This is a genomic window from Ruegeria sp. AD9 (assembly GCF_056542305.1).
In genome coordinates this window covers 1-20,811 of the sequence record NZ_JBQFZP010000030.1, presented here as the reverse complement: position 1 = coordinate 20,811, position 20,811 = coordinate 1, and the positions used below count along the sequence as shown (strand labels likewise).

Below are 20,811 nucleotides of genomic sequence, written 5' to 3'. Positions count from 1 at the left end.
CATCAGAACGCGGCGTAGATTGAAACTACGGCGAGCCTGATCCTCCTAAGCCAATCAAACGCTCGTGTTCCAAATCATTCGATGACGGACATGCGCTCTACCCACATTTGACCGTGCGCGAGAACATGGCATTTGCGCTGAAGATCGCCAAGATGCCTGCTGCCGAGATCGATGCCGCCGTTGAGCGCGCAGCCCAGACCCTTCAACTGGATCCGCTCTTGGATCGTCTGCCCAAGGCTCTGTCCGGAGGGCAACGCCAGCGTGTCGCTATCGGGCGCGCCATCGTGAGAGACCCCAAGGTCTATTTGTTCGACGAACCGCTTTCGAACCTCGATGCTGCGCTGCGCGTTGCAACCCGGATCGAGATTGCGCGCCTGAAAGAGGCGATGCCCGAAAGCACAATGATCTACGTGACCCACGATCAGGTTGAGGCGATGACGCTGGCCAGCCGGATAGTCGTTCTCGCCAACAAAGGCATCGCGCAGGTTGGTACGCCACTGGAGCTGTACGAAACGCCGGATAACGAGTTTGTGGCGCAGTTCATCGGATCACCCTCTATGAATCTGCTGTCTGGCAAAATTTCCAAAACCGGAGATCTGACCGAAGTCACACTCGATGCGGGCGGAAAAGCCGTTTCATCCATTTCGACCACGCCCGAACAAATGGGTTTGAAGGTCAAAATCGGGGTACGGCCCGAGGATTTTGTTGCCGACGACGCCGCTGGGTTTCTGGACGGCATTGTCGATTTTGTCGAAGCCCTGGGTGAAGTGACCTTGCTGTATTTTGCCAGCAAGCCGGGGGCTGAGAATATTGTCGCCAAGTTTCCTGGCGTTGAACGAAACCGACGTGGGAAAGCTGTCAAATTGAATGCGGATCCGAGCAAAGTGCATCTGTTTCTCAATGGTTTGTCGATGCGGAAATGGTAAGGGCTTTGTCGCAAACTTTTGGCTAGGAGGTCTTCGTGAATTGCGTTTCGGACTTTGATCGAGGCAGACAGTAACAATTTCATTCAAAGGCGCTCATTTCCCAAGGGACGTGATACTACACGCAGTGTTCTTCGATCTTCGTTACCCAGTGTCCTAGGATCTATTGCAAAGTTTCTTACTGAACGAAGAGTTGGTACCGAACCCTCTGCTTGTGCCGCCAATGCCGCAACTTGGCGAAACGGACAGATTCCGGGCGTAAGCTGACCTTTGCGGATCATGTGCGTCACTTCGCTGCTCACTTTGCCCGCAAGGCAGACGTCGGACAACTCGTCGATCTCGCAGATTAAGCGAATGGCCGGTTCGTTGAAGCTGCACCGCAGCGTGGCCAGAGGCGATGAATGACCAGTTTGGGCCGCCCGCGTAGGCGACCCAACTGCACTAGATTTCAATGGCTTCAGCGATGGCCAAGGCATCCTCGAGTTCGACACCGAGGTATCGGACCGTACTGTCCATCTTCGTGTGGCCCAGAAGGAGCTGAACCGCGCGAAGGTTTCCGGTCTTCTTGTAGATCTGAGTGACCTTGGTTCTACGCATCGAATGCGTGCCATAGGCGCTTGCCTCCAGACCAATCGACGTGACCCAGTCGCGGACGATTCGAGCATACTGACGGGTCGAGATGTGCAGCCGCTCATGGAAGCGGCCCGGCCAAAGGTACTCGGAGCCGATCATCACCTCGTCTTCCATCCACTTCTCGACCGAGGCGCGAGTCCCTTCGGATATCTCAAATCGCACAGGTTTCTGTGTTTTGCTCTGTAGGACCGACGCCCGTTCCTTGATCTGACCTGTCGCCATAACATCAACGACTTTCATCTTCACCAGATCGCAACCGCGGAGCTTGCTGTCGATCGCCATATTGAACAGTGCCAGATCGCGATGGTTCTCAGCGAGTTCGAGCCTAACCCGGATCGCCCAGACGTGTTTTGGCTTCAGGGGGCGCTTTTGACCAACAATACGTCCTTTGTTCCAGGTGGGACGAAGCGCACGAATGGCAGGTAAGTTTGGTGTTTCCATGACTGATCCTCCGATCCGCCATGCCCTCCCACAACGACAACCCGACGTTGACCGAGGCAACATATCACAGGATGCTGCGCCGCATTCGAGGTCTGGAACGAGCCCAAACTACTGAATGCTGCGGATAGCATCAATTTCCGAAGGCAATTGCTTAGCTGACATTCAGCAACGGTTTGAAACCAGTCTCGTAGATAACTTCGCCTGTCTTGTGGCGTTTGCTTCTAAAAACGAAAAATTCGCTACTTGCTACCGGCGATAAGGACCGGTTCATATAAAGGCGGTCGCATGAAAGTCGACGTTCTTTGCCGGAAATCATCTATGTTGGAGACGAAGACATGATCGAAGATCTGTGCCAATCAAGGGGAGCACTAGCGCACCAGTATCTGCGACGGCAGTTCTCCGTATACCCGTTTGTAAAACCCACTGAAGCGACCGAGTTCAGAAAATCCCGCTCGTCGGGCAGCCATCTTCACAGTCAGTTTTTCTTCGCGGGCTAAGGACAGTTCATTGTGAACACGCGATAAGCTCAAGTGCCTAGTGTATCTTGCTGGAGAAAGACCGGTTACTTGATAAAAAGCTGCATTTAATGTTGGTGCGCTGACCCCGCATAAACCGCATAGATCGTGCAGGCTAACCGTGGTGTCTTGGTTTTGCATCAGATACTGCTGCGCGGTACGAAATGTTTCATAGGAACGAATGTTTTGCGGCGTATGCGTCGTTCCCTCGCCGATTAAGGCGGTAGCCAAAGCGATGGCCACGGTCTGCTCTACAGCTTCCGGGTCGTCAAAGTTCGTTGATCCGTAAACAGCGTTTGCAAGCGCCGATATCAGGTTGCCGAATGTATGTGGCTCAAGCGATATCGGCCCTTTGGGGATATCAGTCTCATCGGGGTTGTATCCTACAAGAGCCGCCATGACTTTAAGTAGCAAGTCGGTGTCCACGCTGCCCGCAAAGAGATTGCGGCTCGGGGCAAAAAGCTCCGTTTCGTCCCAGCCGAAATTCAGGAATAAAGTCCGTTTGCCGCCGGAGGCACCGTTCAATTTCCAATCACTTGCATCCGTGACCGGTAGCGTAAAAGTGACATAGCCTCGGGGTTGCTCGGTGCGTATGCAAGCTTCATGCGGAAAACGTGTATGGACGAGCCCGACGCGGTCCGATTTGAACCCCATCACCTGATCGACGCCCTCGCTTGGCGAATACTGCACGATCTGACCTTGCAGAAGCCCCTCGTTCATCAATACGCTGAGTGTGCTTGAGAAACGAAAGTACGTCGGTTCCTTCAGAATAATTTCGGTTTTTTTTAATTTCTGCATAACTTTGTGACCACACAATAATTGAAAAAAGCAATAGGCTTCACGGCAGCCGATAGGAGACCGTGATGAAATTTAATAGCTTTGCCCTTGCCATTTTTGCAATAGGCGCTTCTGCAGTCTGCGCGCAAGATGCGGATGGTCCCATTTTAATTACCAACGTGAATGTTTTCGACGGCGTCAACGAGGCGCTCATCGAAAACGCCAATGTGGTCGTGACCGACAATCTGATTACTGCTGTGTCGGCCGAAGATCTCGCGGTGGCAGGCGGCCGCGTGATTGACGGCGGCGGGCGCACGCTGATCCCCGGGCTGATCGACGTTCATTGGCACACGCTATACTGCTGCAACCCGCAAAGTGTCGTGGTGACTGGCGACGTGCTCGAAATCGCCATCCGCGGCGCACAAGGTGCGGAAAAGACGTTGATGCGTGGTTTCACGACCACGCGTGACGTCGGCGGCAACTCCTTCGCGATCAAGCGGATGATCGATCGGGGGGAGTTGAAAGGCCCGCGCATCCTGCCATCGGGGCCGCCCGTGACGCAGACAGGCGGCCATTTCGACTACCGCCCCTACCAGGCGGTGCCGACCAATCCTGCGGACTCCCAGTGGTACTGGTTCAGCGTTGGCGTCATGGCGATGGCGGACGGGGTGCCAGAGGTGACCAAGCGCGCCCGCGAAATCATGCGTATGGGAGCGACGCAGCTCAAGATTTCTACAGGGGGCGGGGTGTCGTCCACCTATGACCCTCTCGACGTCAGGCAGTACACGCGAGCCGAAATCGAGGCTTTCGTCGAAGTCGCCGACACCTACAACACCTACGTCGCCTCTCACACCTTTACGGACGAAGCTGTACGTATCTCGGTCGAGGCCGGCGTGAAAACCATCGAGCATGGCTTTCTCATGAGCCGCGAGACGATGGAATTGATGCGCGACAACGATGTCTGGCTGTCGGTGCAGCCGCTGCTCGATGACGAGGATGGCTTTACTTTCGATGACCCCGTGAGCCAGCAGAAATGGATCGATGTCACGAACGGCACCGACTTCACTTACAAGACCGCGAAAGAAGTAGGGGTCAAGGTGGCCTTTGGCACCGACATCCTGTTCGATCCCGCTCTCGCTGAGCGTCAGGGCGCGTTTCTGGCGAAACTTCAAAGGTGGTACACGCCTTACGAAGTTCTGAAGCAGGCCACGTCGAACAATGCGGAACTGCTGGAACTCGCAGGCCCGCGCCACCCCTATCCGGCTGGCCCCTTGGGGGTCATCGCGGAAGGTGCCTACGCCGATCTGATCCTTGTCGATGGCAATCCGCTTGAGGACATTGATCTGATCGCCGATCCGCATGAAAATTTCGATCTCATCATGAAAGATGGTGTTATCTATAAAAACGAGATCGAGTGAGGCGGTCGGACCGATGCTGTCGTTAAACCGTCTGCTGTTGCTTCAGTCGATTTTCGCGGCGGCCTCGCTCACCTATCTCGTCGTCAACCTGATCCGTAGCGAGACCACCGGCAAGGCGCTCAGCGCGGCGGCCATCGGTCCCTCAATCGCTATGTTCATCGTCTATCTGGGCATTCTCTGGCTCGGCCGCTCGGGCCATATCGGCTGGTACCGGATCGGAATGATCCCGGCGCTCATCCTCTTCGGGGGCGGCGGGGTAGCCGGGAATATCCTTCGGTATTTTCAAAGTGGATTGGAGAACTATGCGAGTGTTTCTGCGTTTCTAATTGCTGTTTTGATCAATGGTTGCGGAACAATTCTGAATGTGGTCGCGACACTTGGGCTGTTCAAAAGGGGCGAAACGTTATGAAGATATCCGGCAGTGCCGACGCAAAAGGCAGTATTTCGCGGAGCGAGTGGGCGCGACTTTGCTCAATGCAAATGATCGCATTCGTGAGTTCGCTTGTGATGGCATTTCCAAACATGGCCCCCGCGCAAGAAAACATACTCGAGGTTGCAGAATTCGAGGGTACCGTTGTTCCGGCACGTGAAGCCGAGATCACGCCAATCGTCAGCGCATGGTTGCGGGAAATTACCTTCGCACCCGGCCAAATGGTCGAGGAAGGCGACATCCTGTTCGAGTTCGCAAAGCCGCCTGCGGAGTACCGGTTGCAACTTGCCCAAGCGCAGCTCGATGCCGCGCGCGCGCAATTGCTTGAGGCGATAGCAGACGTCAAACGCGCTGAGACTCTTGCGGATCGGGATGTGGTTTCTGCTGTCGACCTGGAGAAGGCCGAAGCACTTCGTGATATCGCCTTTGCCAACGTCGCACAGGCCGAGGCGAATGTTGGTCTTGCAAAACTTGGCGTGATGCAGATGATACAGAAAGCACCCTTCTCGGGAGTGATGAGTGCATCAATGGTGCGTCAAAACGGCTGGCAGGATGTCGGCGACGGGGACATCACCATGGCTATCATTACGCAACTCGATCCGATCCAGGTTGTGGGTGAGGTGCCTTACGATGTGTACGCGGCGCGGCAGAAGATGTTCGCCTCGGACGAAGCCTTGATCGAAGGGGTCGTGCTCTCGCTCACCCTGCCGGATGGCGAGGAATACCCGTACCGGGGCAAGCTTGTTTCGGGTGGCTACACGTTCGAGGAAGAGACGCAGAAAATCACGGTTTGGGGCGAGTTTCCGAATCCGGAGCATCTTCTTCGGCCCGGCGTGAAAGTCACCGTTCAGTCCGAAGTGAACTGAACCTGTAATTCACAGTTCGGCGCTGACGTCGGACTAACCTGCATCGCACAGCGGAGGCCCGTATGTCTGTAAAGAATTTCGTTGCCACAACCCTTGTCATGCTGGCCGTGTTCGGCCCGGCAGGAGCTCAGGACAACACCGATGCCGGCACTCTCATCACAGGGGCGCGTATCTTCGACGGGCTTAGTCCCGACCTGATCGAGGGGCAGGACGTTCTGATCCAGGACGGCATGATCGCCGCCATCGGGGCCGGACTCGATACGCCCGAGGGGGCCACGGTCATTGACGCTGAGGGGCGCGTCATGACGCCAGGCTTCATCGACATGCACTACCATCTCAGCCTCTGCACGGTGCCGGTGGCGGACATGGCCGGATCCTACGCTCCGGATCTGGATTACATCGGGATCAAGGCGGCGGGCGCCGCGGAGGATGCCCTCATGCGCGGCTTCACGAGCCTGCGGGACGTGGGCGGCGCGTCATGGGGCGCCAAGCTGGCCGCTGACCGCGGCGAGATTGCCGGGCCGCGCGTATGGCCATCGCTTCGGGCGATTTCTCAATTCGGCGGACATGGTGATGCTAATCCCCGCTTCATGAACCCGCGCGAATTCGGTGGACCGGAAAACAACCTCGAACGACTGGGCTACAGCAGGATCGTAAATGGGCGCGACGATGTGCTCGCTGCCGCGCGGGAGAACCTCAAGCGTGGCGCAAGCCAGATCAAGATGCACCTCGCCGGCGGTGTCGGAACTGAGTTCGACCCGATTGATGGGCGGCAGTTCATCAAAGAGGAAATAGAAGCGGCGGTCGAGGTAGCAGACGGCTTCGGCACCTACGTGACGGCACATGTCTATACTGTCGATGGCATCAAGCAGGCCATCGAGGCGGGCGTCCGTTCCATTGAACACGGCAACCTCATCAACGAGGAAATCGCCCAGATGATGGCCGAGAATGATATCTGGCTGAGCCCGCAGGTACTTGTCTACCGCACCTTTTCGCCTGACCTCGGGCCCGTGCGCCTCGCCAAAGGGCGGATGGTTGAGGCCGGGCTCGACAGCATGTTCACACTGGCCAAAAAGTACGGGATTAAGATCGCTTTCGGCACTGACGTCGTTGTGAACCCACAAGCGTGCGCCGATCAGAACAAGGAGTTTGCGGCCCGTCTTGACTGGTTCACGCCTGCCGAGATCCTGACCCAAGCGACCGCAAACTCCGGTGAGCTGCTTCAGCTCTCTGGTGACCGCAGTCCCTATCCCGGCATCGTTGGTCGGCTCGTCGAAGGTGCGCATGCAGACCTGTTGCTGATCGACGGAAATCCGCTCGAGGACATTTCCATCCTCGAAGACCATGAAACCGCGCTCGACCTGATTATGAAGGGCGGGACCATTTACAAAAACGACTTGTAGGAAGTTCAGCATGGTTCAGTCACTTCTGCGGCTGCGTGGCCTTCTAGCCATCTTAGTCATCGCCATCCAGTCCGTCGCCGCCGCAGCGTCTGACGGCGCGAATTCGCAGTTCGCGAGTTGGGATGCTCTCGCTCCCACCGTTGAGCCGTTCGATGACCCCTTCCTCGATATGACGCTGGAACAGAAAAAAGACTTGCGAGATATCTTGATTTCCCAGAAAGCCGAGACCGCCGGGAGTGGCTCGCTCGGTCTGCCGGACGCTGCAAGAGCGGCCCGCGGCAGGCTCGAAGCTGCTGGCCTCGACCCGGATTATCTCCTCGATCAAAGACTGGTCGTAATGAAACGGCGCCGCGAAGAAGCGACCGGCGTGACGTCGACCTTCCTCGATCAACAGGTCCTTCTCGACGGTTTCGTTCTGCCGCTGGTGTGGGAAGGCGAGCGCGTTGTCGAATTCCTGCTCGTGCCCTGGGTCGGTGCCTGCATACACACGCCACCTCCGCCGCCCAATCAGATTATTCACGTCGCCTTCCCCGAGGGACTGGAGCTGAAACGGCGGTTCGAAGCGGTCCGGTTGGAAGGGACATTGCGCCATCGACCCGCAGAGCATGCGCTGTTTCTGTTCGATGGAAGCCGGCAGATCCCCGCCTCATACGGCCTGGACGGTGCAGCACTAACCGGCCAGCCGGGTGAAATCGTTGCGGCCTCCGCGTCCGGTGTTCCGGCCCTCATCAGAGCGCAAATCTGGGTAAACACGCTCTTCACATCGGGAATGTCAGAAATCGGCAAGGAGGGGTCGGCACAAGCAATTCTCTTGGCCGTGCTTTTGGCCTTCGGATACGGGGCACTTCACACGCTGGGACCAGGCCACGGCAAGGCGGTCGTGATCTCTTACTTTGTGGGGACAGGTGGCAGTCTCCGACGCGGGCTCAACATGGGCGCGCGCATCGCCGCCTTTCACGTCGCATCGGCGATCGTGGTCGTCTTCCTTCTCGATCTCGCCGTGCGGCAAGCGACAGGAGCTGCCCCCTCCGATTACAGGATGATCCGCCTTCTCAGCTATTCGCTGATTGTCGCCATCGGTGCCGTGATGCTCTGGCAGGCCATTCGCGCCATGCGGCAGCAAACGCCCGAAGCCGTTCAGCACAAGCACGACCATCATCATGCCGATCACGCCCACAGTGCCTGCGCAGCCTGCAATGGGCACGAGGCGCGTGCGGTAGGCGGCTGGGTCGCGGCTGCCGTGGGTGTCGTCCCGTGCACCGGAGCATTGATCGTGATGCTGTTCGGCCTTGCGAATGACCTGATCTGGCCGGCTACTCTGATGGTGGTCGCGATCTCGGCCGGTATGGCGGTCGCCATGTCCGCGCTGGGGGTCGCTGCGCTCTGGGGCCGTGGTTGGGCAGAACGCCGCTTCGCATCTGATCAGCCAACGCGACAACGCTTCGCTAAAGGTGCGCGTCTTGCAGGTGCAATATGCGTTCTTGTGATTGGCGTAGGGCTGTTCTTCACCACCCTTGTTCACGCGCCTACAGATCGACTTCAATTGGACGGAATTGCCACGGTCTCTGAGAGTTTGAGCGTATCTGGAGGATGATCTAGCCTCTTGTAAGTATGTAGTACGAACGAAAGGTTTTCTGGCAAACGCCTAGGTAGACAGTTTGATACCAGTCCCTTCCATCATAGGTTCAGCACGGACGTTTGAGAGCGATTTAGAAGCGATGGAGGATCGTAAAGGCGTTTTTTGGCATCGGTGCCAATAACGACTGAAGCCGAGCAAACTTAGCGCAATTCAAAGTGAAGGTCTGCGAAGCGCACCAAAGCAGCTACAAACTCAAACACGGCGAATGAACACTTTGTCCGCAGACTGTGAGTTCGTGCACCCTGAAAATTTGCGCCTGCAGCGAACGGCCGGTTCGACGGGCCGCACCGCAGCGGCGACATGTGTCGATGAACGTCCGCTTCGGGCCGTCCCCGATGTATCATCTCGCCGTGCGACAGCTAATACAGCGTTGCCTCTGATGTCGGCACGGATGAATGAAAAGCCCAAAGGGTGGAGCATTCAGGTCAACGGAACTGACTTCTCACTCTCGCGGCAGCGAACGATTTGCATATCATTCGCCCTGCGGGACGACGACGAAAAGGGCCTTCGCAGCAGTCGCTCCAATGTCCGCTGCCTGGAAGCACGTCAAAACCACATGTCCTTTACAGTTCGGCTGTCACGAGGAAGTTCTAGAAAGCTGTCGTGCCCCTCGAAGTGACGGATTGGAATCTCACTGATTGGTGACGGATCAGACATTCGAACATTAACCGCAGACAGTTTGCGGCCGTTTTCGTCCGAGAAACACGCAACGTAGTGCGTCACACACCCGCAATTGGCGCAGAAGTGAAAATGGATATCCCCGCTATCGCGACGCAGATATGTACTTGTTTTCCCGGTAGTTTGAATGTCATAGCCAATGTGCCCGTAGGCCCAAAGGGCACCGTAACGCCGACAGATTGTGCAATTGCAGGCCGTGACCGACTTTGGCACAGCATCGAGAGTCCAGCCAACTTCGCCGCAGTGGCACGTTCCTTTCAGCATGTATCAATCCCCGCTCTCGGAACTGACGGCATCATGACGACCGACCCATGTGCTTTGGCCCAGGTGCGGATCGCCGCTTGGGTCAAGCTACACTTGTGGCCTTCCCTTGGACAACAGACAGCCGATTTACATTCACAGAGATACGCAGCTGGGTCACAGGACCACTGGGCGGCGATGCGTGACTGGCTGGTTCGGAATGACGTTCCTGCTCCAAAAAATCTGCCGGGGTGGCCAGAAAAGGAATAAGGGCTGGCTGAGGGGGTCGAGGCCAGCCCCTATCTTCGTCACGAGGGGGTAAGTGGTTATTCTGATCCCAAACTACCCAGTTTGCATGCTGCCCGAAATTGGGGGATTCCCGTAACACTGCAAACTTCACCGAAAAAGTTTGTTTCCAATGAGCGAACAGTGAGTTTCAAAACGAGATGTGGACACAATTTTGCCGCAATGCGATCCTCTGTCCGTGGGTGGCGCGTGTTGATTTTAGAACGTTCCAGTTTTTCCATCTGGATTTGAGGGGGTTGTTGAGTTCGGCGCGCCGCCCCACGAGTACTTCATCGAACCGCCAAAGTATTGAACTGCACTTTCCGAGTGCCGGAGCGCCAACGCACTTTTCATCTCATGGACGCAATTTGAACACTCTCCGCAAATATCAGTGCGGAGCGGCGCGCCTTGATGGGGATTATGATTTCAATGAGGGGGTACGAGTTCGGCGCGTCGCACCACCACTGCCGGATATACTCGTTGTCCTTTGATTTGTTTAAACACTATCTTTTGATCCAGTTTGCGATTTTGAGAATGGGTGATTAGTGGAAGAGAATGAAGGCGTCTGGTTTAGCCAGGTCATGTATGACCCAACGTTGATGAAGCCCATTACCTCCGAGCAGGCTTTAAATGACTTGCCGACCGCAGGTGCAGTTACAGAAAGAAACAAAGCCGGGATAGTCCAATCCCGTGACGCCTTTCCGGATATGATATTTGGGTTGTACCCGTATAAAAAGCTCAAGGCACTTCCCGACATATTCAACGGGCCTGCTGGTCCCGTCATATCTCGCGCGGTAGCGGATGTACTTCGCGAAGCAGAGTTGGGAAAAACGAAAATCTATCCTTTGAACGTTTGCCAACACGACCGTGTGACACCAGTTGAAGGTGAGTATTTTACACTCGCCCTTGGCGAACAGAAAACGGCGTTTGTTCCGGATCGGTCGAATATGGTCAAACCTTTGGGTAACAAACCAGATACTTGGATCAAACGGGGTATGAAGCCCAAAGACTTCGACTTTGTTGTTGCAGACATAGCCTTGGAGGGGCCCGATTTGTGGGTTGATCCATGCCTAGCGTGGAGCCTGTTTTTCAGCGCCCGTTTGGTAAAGGCGTTGAAGGCAGCAAAGCTCACGCGCCGCTTCGGGCTGAGTAAATGTAAGGTTGTTTCCATTCACTAAAGGGGTACGAGTTTGGGGATGACGCATTATCGATACCGGCCAAGTTATGGGGAAATCTGGCTGGTTGTAAGTGTCCTTCTGGAGGCGGTTTGAAGTCTATTTCAGTGCAGAGTAGCGGCCCTGATTTTTGGCTCATCGCCGGAATACTTCTGGGCGTCATCCTACTGTATTTTACCTTGCGATTGATGCTCCGCGTATTCGGAGCAACCAAAGAGAAAGTCTCGTGCCGTTGGAAGAGAAAAACCGCGCAGGACAAGGAAACTCTGCGCGCTTGGAATTGTCGGGCATGCGGTGTTACAGCATATTCTGGAAACGGACGGAAACCCACAGGCTGTCGCAAGTCCGCCAAACCACAGAGCTTATAGTCAGGATGGCACGGACATGAATGTAGATGAACCGAAGCTGGTGATGTCAGACAGGTGCAAGGCTGTGCTTTTAGACGGGTATCGGTTTGAAATCGAAATCTACCGCTTGGACAACCAGGACAAATGGACGTTGGAAGTGGTGGACCATGAAGACGCCAGTTATGTCTGGGACGACAAGTTCAATTCGGACCAAGCGGCCCTTGATACAGCAATTGAGATTTTGAACAACGAAGGCGCGTTGGGCTTCATGGGGAAAGAGTAGAAACCTTAGGGTAATCTTAGTGTGGCTAGTGCCGAAACCAAACCAGATATCCATTGGATCTTTACACTTCCTGAGTGCTTTTCCTGACTTTCCTGCGCGCCCTCGCTGACCGTTTTCTACACCCCTCAGAGCAATACCGCGCTTCAGTCCTGCGATAGTCGGGCAGGTCATCCCCACACCACCGACAAACCCAAGTGCCTTGCTTCACACAGCGTAGCATCGCCTTTGCCCGCTTTAAAACCGGAAAGCGGTCCATCTCTGCTACCGCGAACCTGTCAGCGCGAAAAGCTGGAAGCCGACATTCAATCCGACCCAGTTACTGTCTCCGCTTTGCATTACCGCGAGGCGCCTAGTACCCGACGACTTCCCCCAACACTTCTCCTGCGGCGCCGTCGGGTGGGCGCGTATCTGCGACCGCGGCAAGCGTCAGCGCCAGATCGACTGTATGCACTCGACGCGAGACCCGCTGTGGCGCGAGGCTGAAACCGGCAAAAGCTATGGGCACGTGGGTGTCATAACGCCAGGGCGAGCCGTGGGTGACTGTGACCGAGAGACCGTCGAAATCGTTGATGAACCAGCCGGGGCTGGTCACCAGATAGATGTCGCCCGAGCGGTCGGGGTTGTAGTTGTTGGCCACGGCGCGCATCAGCGCATTGTCGGGCAGGGCGCCCGTACGAATGCGGGACGAAGGCACAGCGAAGGCGATACCTTCGAAGGTCGACAGTTCTTCGGCGATGGCGGTTTCCAGCGCGACAAGGTCGATGTCGTCGCGACTGTGCACCTCTTCCGAGAGGGTGAGGTAGGGGTGGTCATAGCCCGCTATCAGCGGATCGCTAAGGCCAAAGCGCGCGCGGATGCGATCGGCGGCGGGCTGGGTCGCCCAGTGCTCGGGGTTGACGTAGCCGCCCATCTCTCCAAGCTCGGCCAGGTATCCCGGCGCCTCGGGCGTGCCGTGATCGGCGGACAGCGCGATCAGGGTGTTCTCGAGCCCGATCTCGGCGTCGATAAAGGCGAAGAGATCGGTCAGGGTGCGGTCGAGCCGGAGCAGGTTTTCCTCGGCCTCGAGGCTGGAGGGGCCGAAGCCGTGGCCAATGTAATCGGTCGCCGAGAAGCTGACGGAGAGGTAATCGGTGACGTCATCCTGCCCCAGGCCCTCGGCTGTGATCAGGGTCTTGGCGAAATCGGCGGTGATCTCGTCCCCGGCAGGGCTGAAGGTGAGCAGCGTGGGGAAATAGGGATCGTTCTTCCACGAAAGCGGATCGACGATCGAATAGGGGTGCGGGAAGGTGCGCCCGAACCCGGCAAGATCGGTTTCCCAATCCTGATCGTCGCGATCGCCAAAAAGATAGCTATCGATGGGATGGGTCAGCTGCCACGAGGTGCCGAGATAGTTTTGCAGGAAATCCTTAGCGTTCCAATCGGTCACCCAATCCGGGTAGCCGTCGTAATAATAGCTGGAGGTGACGAATTCCCCGGCGGATTTGGAGAACCAGAACGCCTTGCCGGTGTGGCCCGCCATCGAGACGGCACCACGATCCTTGACCGAGACGCCAAAGACCTTGGCGCGGCCCTGGGTGGCGATGGACAGCTCGTCGGAAAAGGTGGTGGTCAGGATGGCGCGGGGCGAACGGCCATCGGAACTGGCGGCAAGCTGGGTGGGGTCGACCTCGGTGTTGGGGTTCACGTCCGCGCCCCGAGTGAGGAGTGGATAGTCGGCGTCCTCGACATTGTAGATAGTGCGCCCCGTGGCGCGGTCGTACCAGAGGTTGCCTACCATGCCATGGGCCGACGGATGCGCGCCGGTGGCCAGCGTGGTATGGCCGACGACGGTTTCGGTATTGGCGTGGGCGTGGTGGGCGTTGTCGTAGTAGACGCCCTGATCCATCAGATAGCGGAATCCGCCCGAGCCAAATTGGTCGTAGTGGCGGAAAGGCAGGTCGCCCCGCAGCTGATCCACAGTGATCTGGAGGATGAGGCGCGGCTTATCCTCGGCTAATGCACTGTTCGCCAAGGAAAACGCCAGGAAGACGGCGCAACTGGCCGTTTGGACAGGTGGCTTTTTCAACATCGAAGGCTCCTTCCTCTCGTCGATCGGCCCACGCGGTGCGCGGGCCGTCGCGTCATCAGTTTAGGGGCAGGACATCCGGGAAGGTCCAGCTGCCATCGAGGATTTCGGCGCGTGGCTGGTAGAGCCGGACCGTGTAGTTCCAGCCCGGCGTAAGAGGGATGCAGTTGATCCGGTCATCCTCGCAGCCACCGAAATGGATGGTGAAGGAACCATCCTCATTCGGGGTGGCCGAGGTGTTGTTATAGCTGTTCCGCCCCAAATCGTTGGGCGCGAGGAAGCCGTCAGCGTCGTAGACGGTGATCGACCAGAACGCGTCCACCGGCACGTCTTGCAGCGTCACGGCATGGGGGGTCGCGCCGTCATTCCTATCGACGGCGTCGACAAAGGCGCTGGCCGTCGTGGCCGGCTGCCCCGCCCAGCCCGCCATCCCGATCAGATGGCCCAGCGGGTCCACCTCGTCGCGGCGGCCAAAGGCGATGCTGGCATCAAGGCCGACGGCAGCGGCGAGGTCACTGACCGCCTTCCGTGCAGCGGCAAGGGCGTCGAGATCCCAGTCCGGAGCCTCGAAGGGGCCGGTTCCGCCGCCTTCGAGGCGAATTCCGTCCTGCACCGCATGGGCGCGCGCCGTATCGTCGGGATCGCCCGCGTCGATGAAGGTGCGGAACAGGAGCATCGCGAAGCGGGTCCCGACCTCGTCCTCGGTCAGCTCGTATGCACCGGGTTCGGCATAGGCAAAGTTGTAGTGGTCCTGGCTGATCACCAGCACCGACTGGAACCGTCCGTCGCCCTCCGGCAGCGTCACCGTCACCGGCTCGGACAGATCGATGAGGGCGGACGAATACAAGGTGTCCTGGTTGGGCCGGATGACTGGCTGCGGCTTGTCGGCGGAGGTTACCTCGCGCTCATGGGCGATCTCGCCGACACCTGTTCCGTTGTTCTTCATAGTGAGCCGGAACATCGTATCGCTCTCGGCGCGCATGAGGTTCCGGATCGTGATATCTTCGGCGAGAACTGGTGCGGGTGCGCAGAGGGCAGCGGCAAGGAGAAGGTGTTTTATTTTTCTGTCCTTTCTGTCAGTTCGCGGGCTCGACACCCGGGAAGACCCAGCTTCCATCCAGCACTTCCGGCGCTGCACGATAGAGCCGCACGGTGTATTGCCACCCCTCGACAAGCGGCAGGCAATTCACGCGCCCGTCCTCGCAGCCGCCCAGATGCACGGTCATCGAGCCGTCCTCATTGTACGTCCCGCTGACGGAGTTGATGACATAGGCGTCCATCGCGTTCGGCGCGAAATAACGGTTTGCATCATAGAGGCTGACCGACCAGAAATCCTTGACGGGCACGTCGGCCGGCACTTCGATCTTGTATTTCCCGACCGGCAGGTTCGGCGAGATCCCGAGATAAAGTGCCTCATCCTCGGGCAATCCGCCCCAGCCACCGGCCGTCCCAATGAAATGCCGCACTGGATCGACATCCTCCTTCTTGCCGAACATGTGGAAACTGTCCGGAAGGTAGGCGCCGACACCGACGGCGGCCCTTACGAGCCCTATATAGTCCTCTTCGTCATAGGGCGGGACGATGAAGGGTTTGGACGAGGCAGCGTCGATCGACATCTGGTCCTGGATCGCGTGCACGGCGGCCAGGTCCGCGGAATCGGTCGCATCCAGCAGGACGCGCAGATAGACGGCGACATATGGCGTGTCAAACGTGTCCATATCGAGTGTATAGGCGCCGCCACCGTGCAAGACCTTGTTCAGGTAGTGGTCCTGGTTGATGACCATCGCCGACATGTAGCGGTCGCCGACATCCGGAAGGGTGACCGTCGCGCCCTTGCTGATATTGATGATCGCGGCGCTATAGAGAGTGTCCCGGTTCGCGCTGATGGTGGTCTGAGCATGGACGGGCATCATTTCGCGGAAGTGGTAGAACTTGTTTACCCCTCCAGCGAGGGCAACATATTTGCCGAACTCGATATCTGTCGCGGCACGGATAAAGTTGTCTACCGTGACTGGGATTTCCCTGCTGTCGGCAAGTTGGTCCACTGTGGTGTCGAAGTTTTGGGCATGAGCGGGACCAGAGACGATCGCGGCCAGGAATGCAAGAAACAAAAATATGCGGTTTGCCAACTGTTTACCTTTCATGAGTCGCCCCTCAAGTCTTCGTTTTCCTGGCGTTTTATCATAGTGCGACCGGTCATTTTGTGACAAAGAGACGCTATGAGACAGAAGTTGGTCAACATCATCGAACTGGCGCACGTCGTGGACATTCTTGACAGCTTCGTCCCGAAACACGTCGTCGGGAGTGCGCTCCGAACGGCTGGTCTCGACCGTAAGATGCTGTCAGAAGGAACCGGGTTTGTTTCCTACGCTGCTGAGGCCGTCATTCTGGAGTCCGTCGCCCGCATGATAAGCGATCGCCATCTGGGTGCCAGGGTTGGCTGGGCCTTCGACTACTTGGCTTACGGAGCTTATGCGAACTACGTGCTGGGCGCACCGGATCTGCGATCTGCGCTTGACCGCGGGCGACGCGCGCTGTCGCTGACGCATCCTGGCTCTGAAATCGTGATCCGACAGACTGACACGCACGTTGTCGTCGGACGAGACTCGAAAGGCTTCTCGGTCGTCGGCCACCGACACCTCGACGAAGGGGCGCTGTTCGTTATTTCCAAGGTGGCCAGGCATTTCCTCGGCACGGACTGGCAGCCCGATTGGTTTGAACTTCCCGATGGCAATGGTGACGACAAGTCAAAGCTTGCAGATCTGTTCGGCGCACCTGTTAGGACGGGAGCCCAGTCACCGTCCGTCGCGCTTCGGCTTTGCGACCTTGACACGCGAAACCCGCACCCCTTGCAGTCTCGGAAGACTATTACATTGGGGGACCTGGGTGCGCTCATGGGGGTTGAGCCGGTTCAGTCCATTGAAGGCGCGGTTTTGCAAATCATGCGCGCTCATCTTCCGACAAGTGTGCTTTCCGAGAGCAAAGTTGCGGCCCATCTTGCGATCGGCCCCAGGTCACTTCAGAGGGCCCTTAGGGCGGAAGGGACGGCATACAGGACAATCCGCTCCATGCTCATCGAGGAGCAGGCGCGCGAAATGCTTCAGCAATCGGACATTCCGGTCGAACGGATCGCCGAAATGCTGGGATACATAGAGCCGAGAAGCTTTCGCCGTGCGTTCAGGGAGTGGACCGGCTCTTCACCAAAGAGCTTCCGGGGAAACCGAAACACAAACACTTGAGTCGTTGCCGCTGATCACATTCGCATATACACGATGGATTTTCTGGAAACCCAAGGCGTCCCGAAGTCTGCCAAAAAATTTTGAATTCCCCAGACCTGCGCTTCGTCCGCTCTGCCGGCATTTGCCGTTCTTGAGAATGTGCGGCCGCAGCGAATGGCAGGTCCGGCGACGCCGCACTGCGGAGACTGCAAGCGGGGAGAAGGTCCGCAAAGGGCCGTCCTCATCCGAGCAAGATTTAATTTCGATCTGATGCTGCACCTGCTCCAACGTCTGCAAGAAGCCCAATTCGCACAATGCTGCGCGCGGCGAAAGGCGGCATTCGAAAAGTCGCCCTCGGCTGATCTGCGTCAACCGCCCCAAGTGTCTGACAGGATAAATCCGCTTGGGAAGGGATCACCAGGGTCCAACCCGATCTGGGACATGCCATAGATCCAGCACTGCCCGGTCACCCGCACCTGGCTTCCCTGGTAAGGGCCGATTTGTGCCTCTCCCATCAGTTCGGCGCAAAATTCCCCGCCGATTATCGACCTGGTGGTGATCTGATCGCCTTTCGCAATCTCTCCCCTGGCGTGCAGCACCGCCATCGTAGAATTGGTGCCGGTCCCACAAGGCGACCGGTCGGCGCGCGCAGGTTTCAGGGTCGTGCAATGGCGCATCGCCCCGTCCGCTTCTCGCGAGAGGAACATGACATAGGCGAGCCCGTGCACCTCGGCGATCTCAGGATGTACGACATCTGTTATTTCGGCAATCTGGTCGCGCAGAACAACCCCCGCTTCGGCAAGGGCACGCGCGTTTTCCGGGGCAATCGTCATGCCAACCTGATCCACATCAACCAAGGCATAGAACACGCCGCCGTAGCACAGGTCAAAGGCCACAGGGCCCCAGCGCTCGGTCTCAACCACGTCAGAAGCGGCCACGAACGAGGCTGGCATGTCCAGGCTGACACCCGTGACCTTGCCGTCCCGGCACGTCGCTGTCGCCCGCACCAGCCCGGCGGCGGTATCCAATGTCACCACGGTTTCCGGTTCAACCATCTCCATCATTCCGGTTTCCAAGATGGCGGTCACGGCACACATGGAATTTGAGCCGGACATGGCATGGGCTTGATCTGTTTGAAGCACGATCATCCCGAAATCTGCCTCCGGATGACAGGCCGGGGGGATCAATACAAAGGAATGATTTGCCGCCGCACGCGGTTCGGAGCAGAGCCAGCGGCGCAGGCTGTCATCGACCTCGTTGATATGGGCCAGCTTGGCTGCCATGGTGTCACCGGGAATGTTCAGAAAGCCTCCGGAGATGACCCGCCCGATTTCCCCTGCACAATGAACATCGACGGTCTGCAGTGTGCGTTTCCAGCGCATGTGCCTTACTCCTTGATGTACCAGCCCCAGAGGGCCGAGCGGTCATATGTGGTGATCTGTTTGGTCTCGAGGTAGTTGTTAAACCCCCATTCCCCCAGCTCTCGGCCTATGCCTGATTGTTTGTAGCCACCCCAGGGCGCCTCGGTGAACTTCGGCTGTGAGCAGTTTATCCAGACGATCCCGGCGCGAAAGGCGCGCGCTACGCGCTCGGCGCGGTCCAAATCATTGGACAGAACCGCCGCGCCCAGACCAAAGCGCGAGCCATTGGCCAGGTCCACGGCCTCTTCTTCGGTTGAAAACTGGCGGATGCAGACCACCGGACCAAAGATTTCCTCGTTCCAGATCCAAGCGTCTGCTGGCACATCGGTGAAGATGGTGGGCTCGACATAGCAGCCATGTTCCAACCCTTCCGGCACGCCGCGCCCGGCGGCGAGGGTGGCTTCGGTCTTGCCCTTCTCAATGGCCGCCAACACCTTGTCGTGCTGCGATGGACTGACCAGAGGTCCAAGCAAAACACCGTCGTCCAGCCCGTGACCGATCCTAATCTTGCGAGTCTCCGCGATTAGCCGCTCCATCAAGTCCGGGTAGATATCTTCGTGTATCAGCACCCGGCTGGTGGCCGAGCAGACTTCGCCTTGGTTCCAGAAGATACCGAACAGGATCCACTCCACCGCCTCGGCGATATCTGCATCCTCGAACACCACCATCGGGGATTTGCCGCCCAATTCCAGCGAAATGGTTTTGATGTCCCGCGCAGCGGTGGCCATGATGCGTGATCCGGTTGGAACGGACCCTGTGAACGCAAGCTTGTCGACTTCCGGGTGTTCAGTCAGCGGTTGCCCGGCTTGCGCACCGAACCCAGTGACGATGTTCAAAGCGCCATCGGGCAGGCCCGCCTTTTTGGCGATCACGCCCAGTTCCAGCGCAGTAACTGGCGTCAATTCCGACGGCTTCAGAACCATCGTACATCCTGTTGCCAGCGCCGGTGCCACTTTCCATGCGGCCATGAGCATCGGGAAGTTCCACGGGATGATCGCCCCGGCCACGCCTACCGGCTCTCTGACAACCTTGGATTTGAACTCATCCATCGGCAGGATGATTTCTTCTTCGGAATTGTTGTCGAACCGCTCCGCAATGTCTGCGTAGAAATGGAAACACCCTGCGGTGTCTTCGATATCCCAAACAGCCTCGGGTAAAGGTTTACCGTTGTCACGCACCTCGATGCGCGCAAGTTCGTCCGTGCGGGCGGTGATCTCGTCGCCCATTTTGCGAAGTATAGCGGCACGTTCTGCGCCGCTCATCCGCGGCCATGGCCCCTTGTCGAAAGCTGTGCGAGCGGCTTTCACCGCAGCATCCACATCGACGGCACTGCCAGCCGCAATCTGATGAATCACAGTGCAGTCAGAAGGGTCGACCACGTCGAACATTTGGCCAGATGCGGGCGCAACCCACTCGCCATTTATGAACAGCTGATTTTGCATGGCTTGATTTCCTTCAGAAACGGTCAATTCGGTATGGGGACATGTCGATGGCTGGCCGACTTCCCGTAATCAGGTCGCCCATCAGATGAGCGCAAGTCGCAGCATAGGTAAGCCCCAGATGCCCATGCCCTGTGGCATAGAACACGCCCGGGGTCTTGGCCGACGCTGACATGACCGGAATCGTGTCGGGAAAGGCCGGTCGGTGGCCCATCCATTCGGTGAAGTCTTCGACTTGTAGGTTTGGCAAGGCCTCACGCGCCCGACGCACTGTGATCTTGGCACGGCGATAATCCGGGGCGGCGTCAAGGCCCGCCATTTCAACTGTACCACCCACTCGAATGCCGCCTGCCGTCGGGCTGACCATGAAGGCTTTTGCAGGCCAAATGATGGAATGCGCCATGTCGATCCCCGGCGCCAGCATCTGGGTGTGGTAGCCACGCTCAGTCTCCAGGGGCATTGGTTCACCCAAAAGCTTAGAGAGCCGCGATGTGAAGGCGCCCGCGCAAAGAACCACTTCGTCTTGTGTGGATGGCGTCTGCTTTGCAAGGACAAAATGCTCTGATTGCGCGGCTGGTCAGTACAGTCCTGTGTCCGGCCTTTGATTGCGGCATT

At 57.6% G+C, this 20,811-nt stretch carries 17 protein-coding genes and 1 pseudogene; 9 read left to right on the top strand and 9 right to left on the bottom strand.

Annotated elements, in window-relative coordinates; genetic code table 11:
* Window positions 1–50: 50 nt before the first annotated feature.
* Window positions 51–926 (top strand): annotated as a pseudogene (locus ACR0AM_RS20815) (ABC transporter ATP-binding protein); the annotation flags it as partial.
* A 438-nt stretch (window positions 927–1,364) separates the two neighbouring features.
* On the opposite strand, the gene ACR0AM_RS20810 reads toward ACR0AM_RS20815, so the two are convergent.
* Both ACR0AM_RS20810 and ACR0AM_RS20805 read right to left on the bottom strand, forming a co-directional pair.
* Complete coding sequence (locus tag ACR0AM_RS20810) at window positions 1,365–1,997, bottom strand: tyrosine-type recombinase/integrase (RefSeq protein WP_480623903.1); 633 nt, start codon at window positions 1,995–1,997, stop codon at window positions 1,365–1,367.
* Window positions 1,998–2,365: 368 nt separating this feature from the next.
* On the bottom strand, window positions 2,366–3,310 hold the full coding sequence (locus tag ACR0AM_RS20805; RefSeq protein ID WP_480508838.1) for a helix-turn-helix domain-containing protein: 945 nt from the start codon (window positions 3,308–3,310) through the stop codon (window positions 2,366–2,368).
* Between the two features lie 65 nt (window positions 3,311–3,375).
* Here ACR0AM_RS20805 and ACR0AM_RS20800 point away from each other — a divergent pair, with 65 nt between their 5' ends.
* The 5 genes from ACR0AM_RS20800 to ACR0AM_RS20780 all read left to right on the top strand — a co-directional run bounded on the left by ACR0AM_RS20800 (window position 3,376) and on the right by ACR0AM_RS20780 (window position 9,000).
* Window positions 3,376–4,707 carry a metal-dependent hydrolase family protein gene (locus tag ACR0AM_RS20800; RefSeq protein WP_480493913.1) on the top strand — a complete coding sequence of 444 codons (1,332 nt, stop codon included), beginning with the start codon at window positions 3,376–3,378 and terminating at the stop codon, window positions 4,705–4,707.
* 13 nt (window positions 4,708–4,720) lie between these two features.
* Window positions 4,721–5,116, top strand: a complete 396-nt coding sequence (locus ACR0AM_RS20795; protein WP_480493912.1) for a hypothetical protein — start codon at window positions 4,721–4,723, stop codon at window positions 5,114–5,116.
* 98 nt (window positions 5,117–5,214) lie between these two features.
* Window positions 5,215–6,003, top strand: coding sequence for an efflux RND transporter periplasmic adaptor subunit (locus ACR0AM_RS20790; RefSeq protein ID WP_480623902.1), 789 nt, complete (start codon window positions 5,215–5,217; stop codon window positions 6,001–6,003).
* A 62-nt stretch (window positions 6,004–6,065) separates the two neighbouring features.
* Window positions 6,066–7,406, top strand: a complete 1,341-nt coding sequence (locus tag ACR0AM_RS20785; RefSeq protein ID WP_480508834.1) for a metal-dependent hydrolase family protein — start codon at window positions 6,066–6,068, stop codon at window positions 7,404–7,406.
* A 10-nt stretch (window positions 7,407–7,416) separates the two neighbouring features.
* Window positions 7,417–9,000: a HoxN/HupN/NixA family nickel/cobalt transporter gene (locus ACR0AM_RS20780; RefSeq protein ID WP_480623901.1), complete on the top strand. Its 1,584-nt coding sequence runs from the start codon at window positions 7,417–7,419 to the stop codon at window positions 8,998–9,000.
* A 591-nt stretch (window positions 9,001–9,591) separates the two neighbouring features.
* On the opposite strand, the gene ACR0AM_RS20775 is transcribed toward ACR0AM_RS20780, so the two are convergent.
* Window positions 9,592–9,987: a GFA family protein gene (locus ACR0AM_RS20775; protein WP_480608158.1), complete on the bottom strand. Its 396-nt coding sequence runs from the start codon at window positions 9,985–9,987 to the stop codon at window positions 9,592–9,594.
* A gap of 806 nt (window positions 9,988–10,793) precedes the next feature.
* Between ACR0AM_RS20775 and ACR0AM_RS20770 the strand changes: the two genes are divergently transcribed.
* Window positions 10,794–11,426: a hypothetical protein gene (locus tag ACR0AM_RS20770; protein ID WP_480608156.1), complete on the top strand. Its 633-nt coding sequence runs from the start codon at window positions 10,794–10,796 to the stop codon at window positions 11,424–11,426.
* 381 nt (window positions 11,427–11,807) lie between these two features.
* Window positions 11,808–12,053 carry a hypothetical protein gene (locus tag ACR0AM_RS20765; RefSeq protein WP_480623900.1) on the top strand — a complete coding sequence of 82 codons (246 nt, stop codon included), beginning with the start codon at window positions 11,808–11,810 and terminating at the stop codon, window positions 12,051–12,053.
* Window positions 12,054–12,402: 349 nt separating this feature from the next.
* Here ACR0AM_RS20765 and ACR0AM_RS20760 read toward each other — a convergent pair whose 3' ends face one another.
* From ACR0AM_RS20760 to ACR0AM_RS20750, 3 genes are all read right to left on the bottom strand, one after another.
* Window positions 12,403–14,121, bottom strand: coding sequence for an alkaline phosphatase family protein (locus tag ACR0AM_RS20760; RefSeq protein ID WP_480623899.1), 1,719 nt, complete (start codon window positions 14,119–14,121; stop codon window positions 12,403–12,405).
* A gap of 55 nt (window positions 14,122–14,176) precedes the next feature.
* Window positions 14,177–15,100, bottom strand: a complete 924-nt coding sequence (locus ACR0AM_RS20755; protein ID WP_480623898.1) for a DUF1214 domain-containing protein — start codon at window positions 15,098–15,100, stop codon at window positions 14,177–14,179.
* Between the two features lie 94 nt (window positions 15,101–15,194).
* Window positions 15,195–16,262: a DUF1214 domain-containing protein gene (locus ACR0AM_RS20750; protein WP_480623897.1), complete on the bottom strand. Its 1,068-nt coding sequence runs from the start codon at window positions 16,260–16,262 to the stop codon at window positions 15,195–15,197.
* A gap of 75 nt (window positions 16,263–16,337) precedes the next feature.
* On the opposite strand from ACR0AM_RS20750, the gene ACR0AM_RS20745 reads away from it, so the two are divergent.
* Window positions 16,338–17,357 carry a helix-turn-helix transcriptional regulator gene (locus ACR0AM_RS20745; protein WP_480623896.1) on the top strand — a complete coding sequence of 340 codons (1,020 nt, stop codon included), beginning with the start codon at window positions 16,338–16,340 and terminating at the stop codon, window positions 17,355–17,357.
* Window positions 17,358–17,704: 347 nt separating this feature from the next.
* On the opposite strand, the gene ACR0AM_RS20740 is transcribed toward ACR0AM_RS20745, so the two are convergent.
* From ACR0AM_RS20740 to ACR0AM_RS20730, 3 genes are read right to left on the bottom strand one after another with little or no spacing between them, the layout of a single operon-like run.
* Window positions 17,705–18,718, bottom strand: coding sequence for a proline racemase family protein (locus tag ACR0AM_RS20740; protein WP_480623895.1), 1,014 nt, complete (start codon window positions 18,716–18,718; stop codon window positions 17,705–17,707).
* 5 nt (window positions 18,719–18,723) lie between these two features.
* A complete protein-coding gene (locus tag ACR0AM_RS20735; RefSeq protein ID WP_480476248.1) occupies window positions 18,724–20,199 on the bottom strand; it encodes an aldehyde dehydrogenase family protein in 1,476 nt (491 codons plus the stop codon).
* Window positions 20,200–20,212: 13 nt separating this feature from the next.
* Complete coding sequence (locus ACR0AM_RS20730; protein ID WP_480623894.1) at window positions 20,213–20,713, bottom strand: NAD(P)/FAD-dependent oxidoreductase; 501 nt, start codon at window positions 20,711–20,713, stop codon at window positions 20,213–20,215.
* Between the last annotated feature and the right edge of the window lie 98 nt (window positions 20,714–20,811).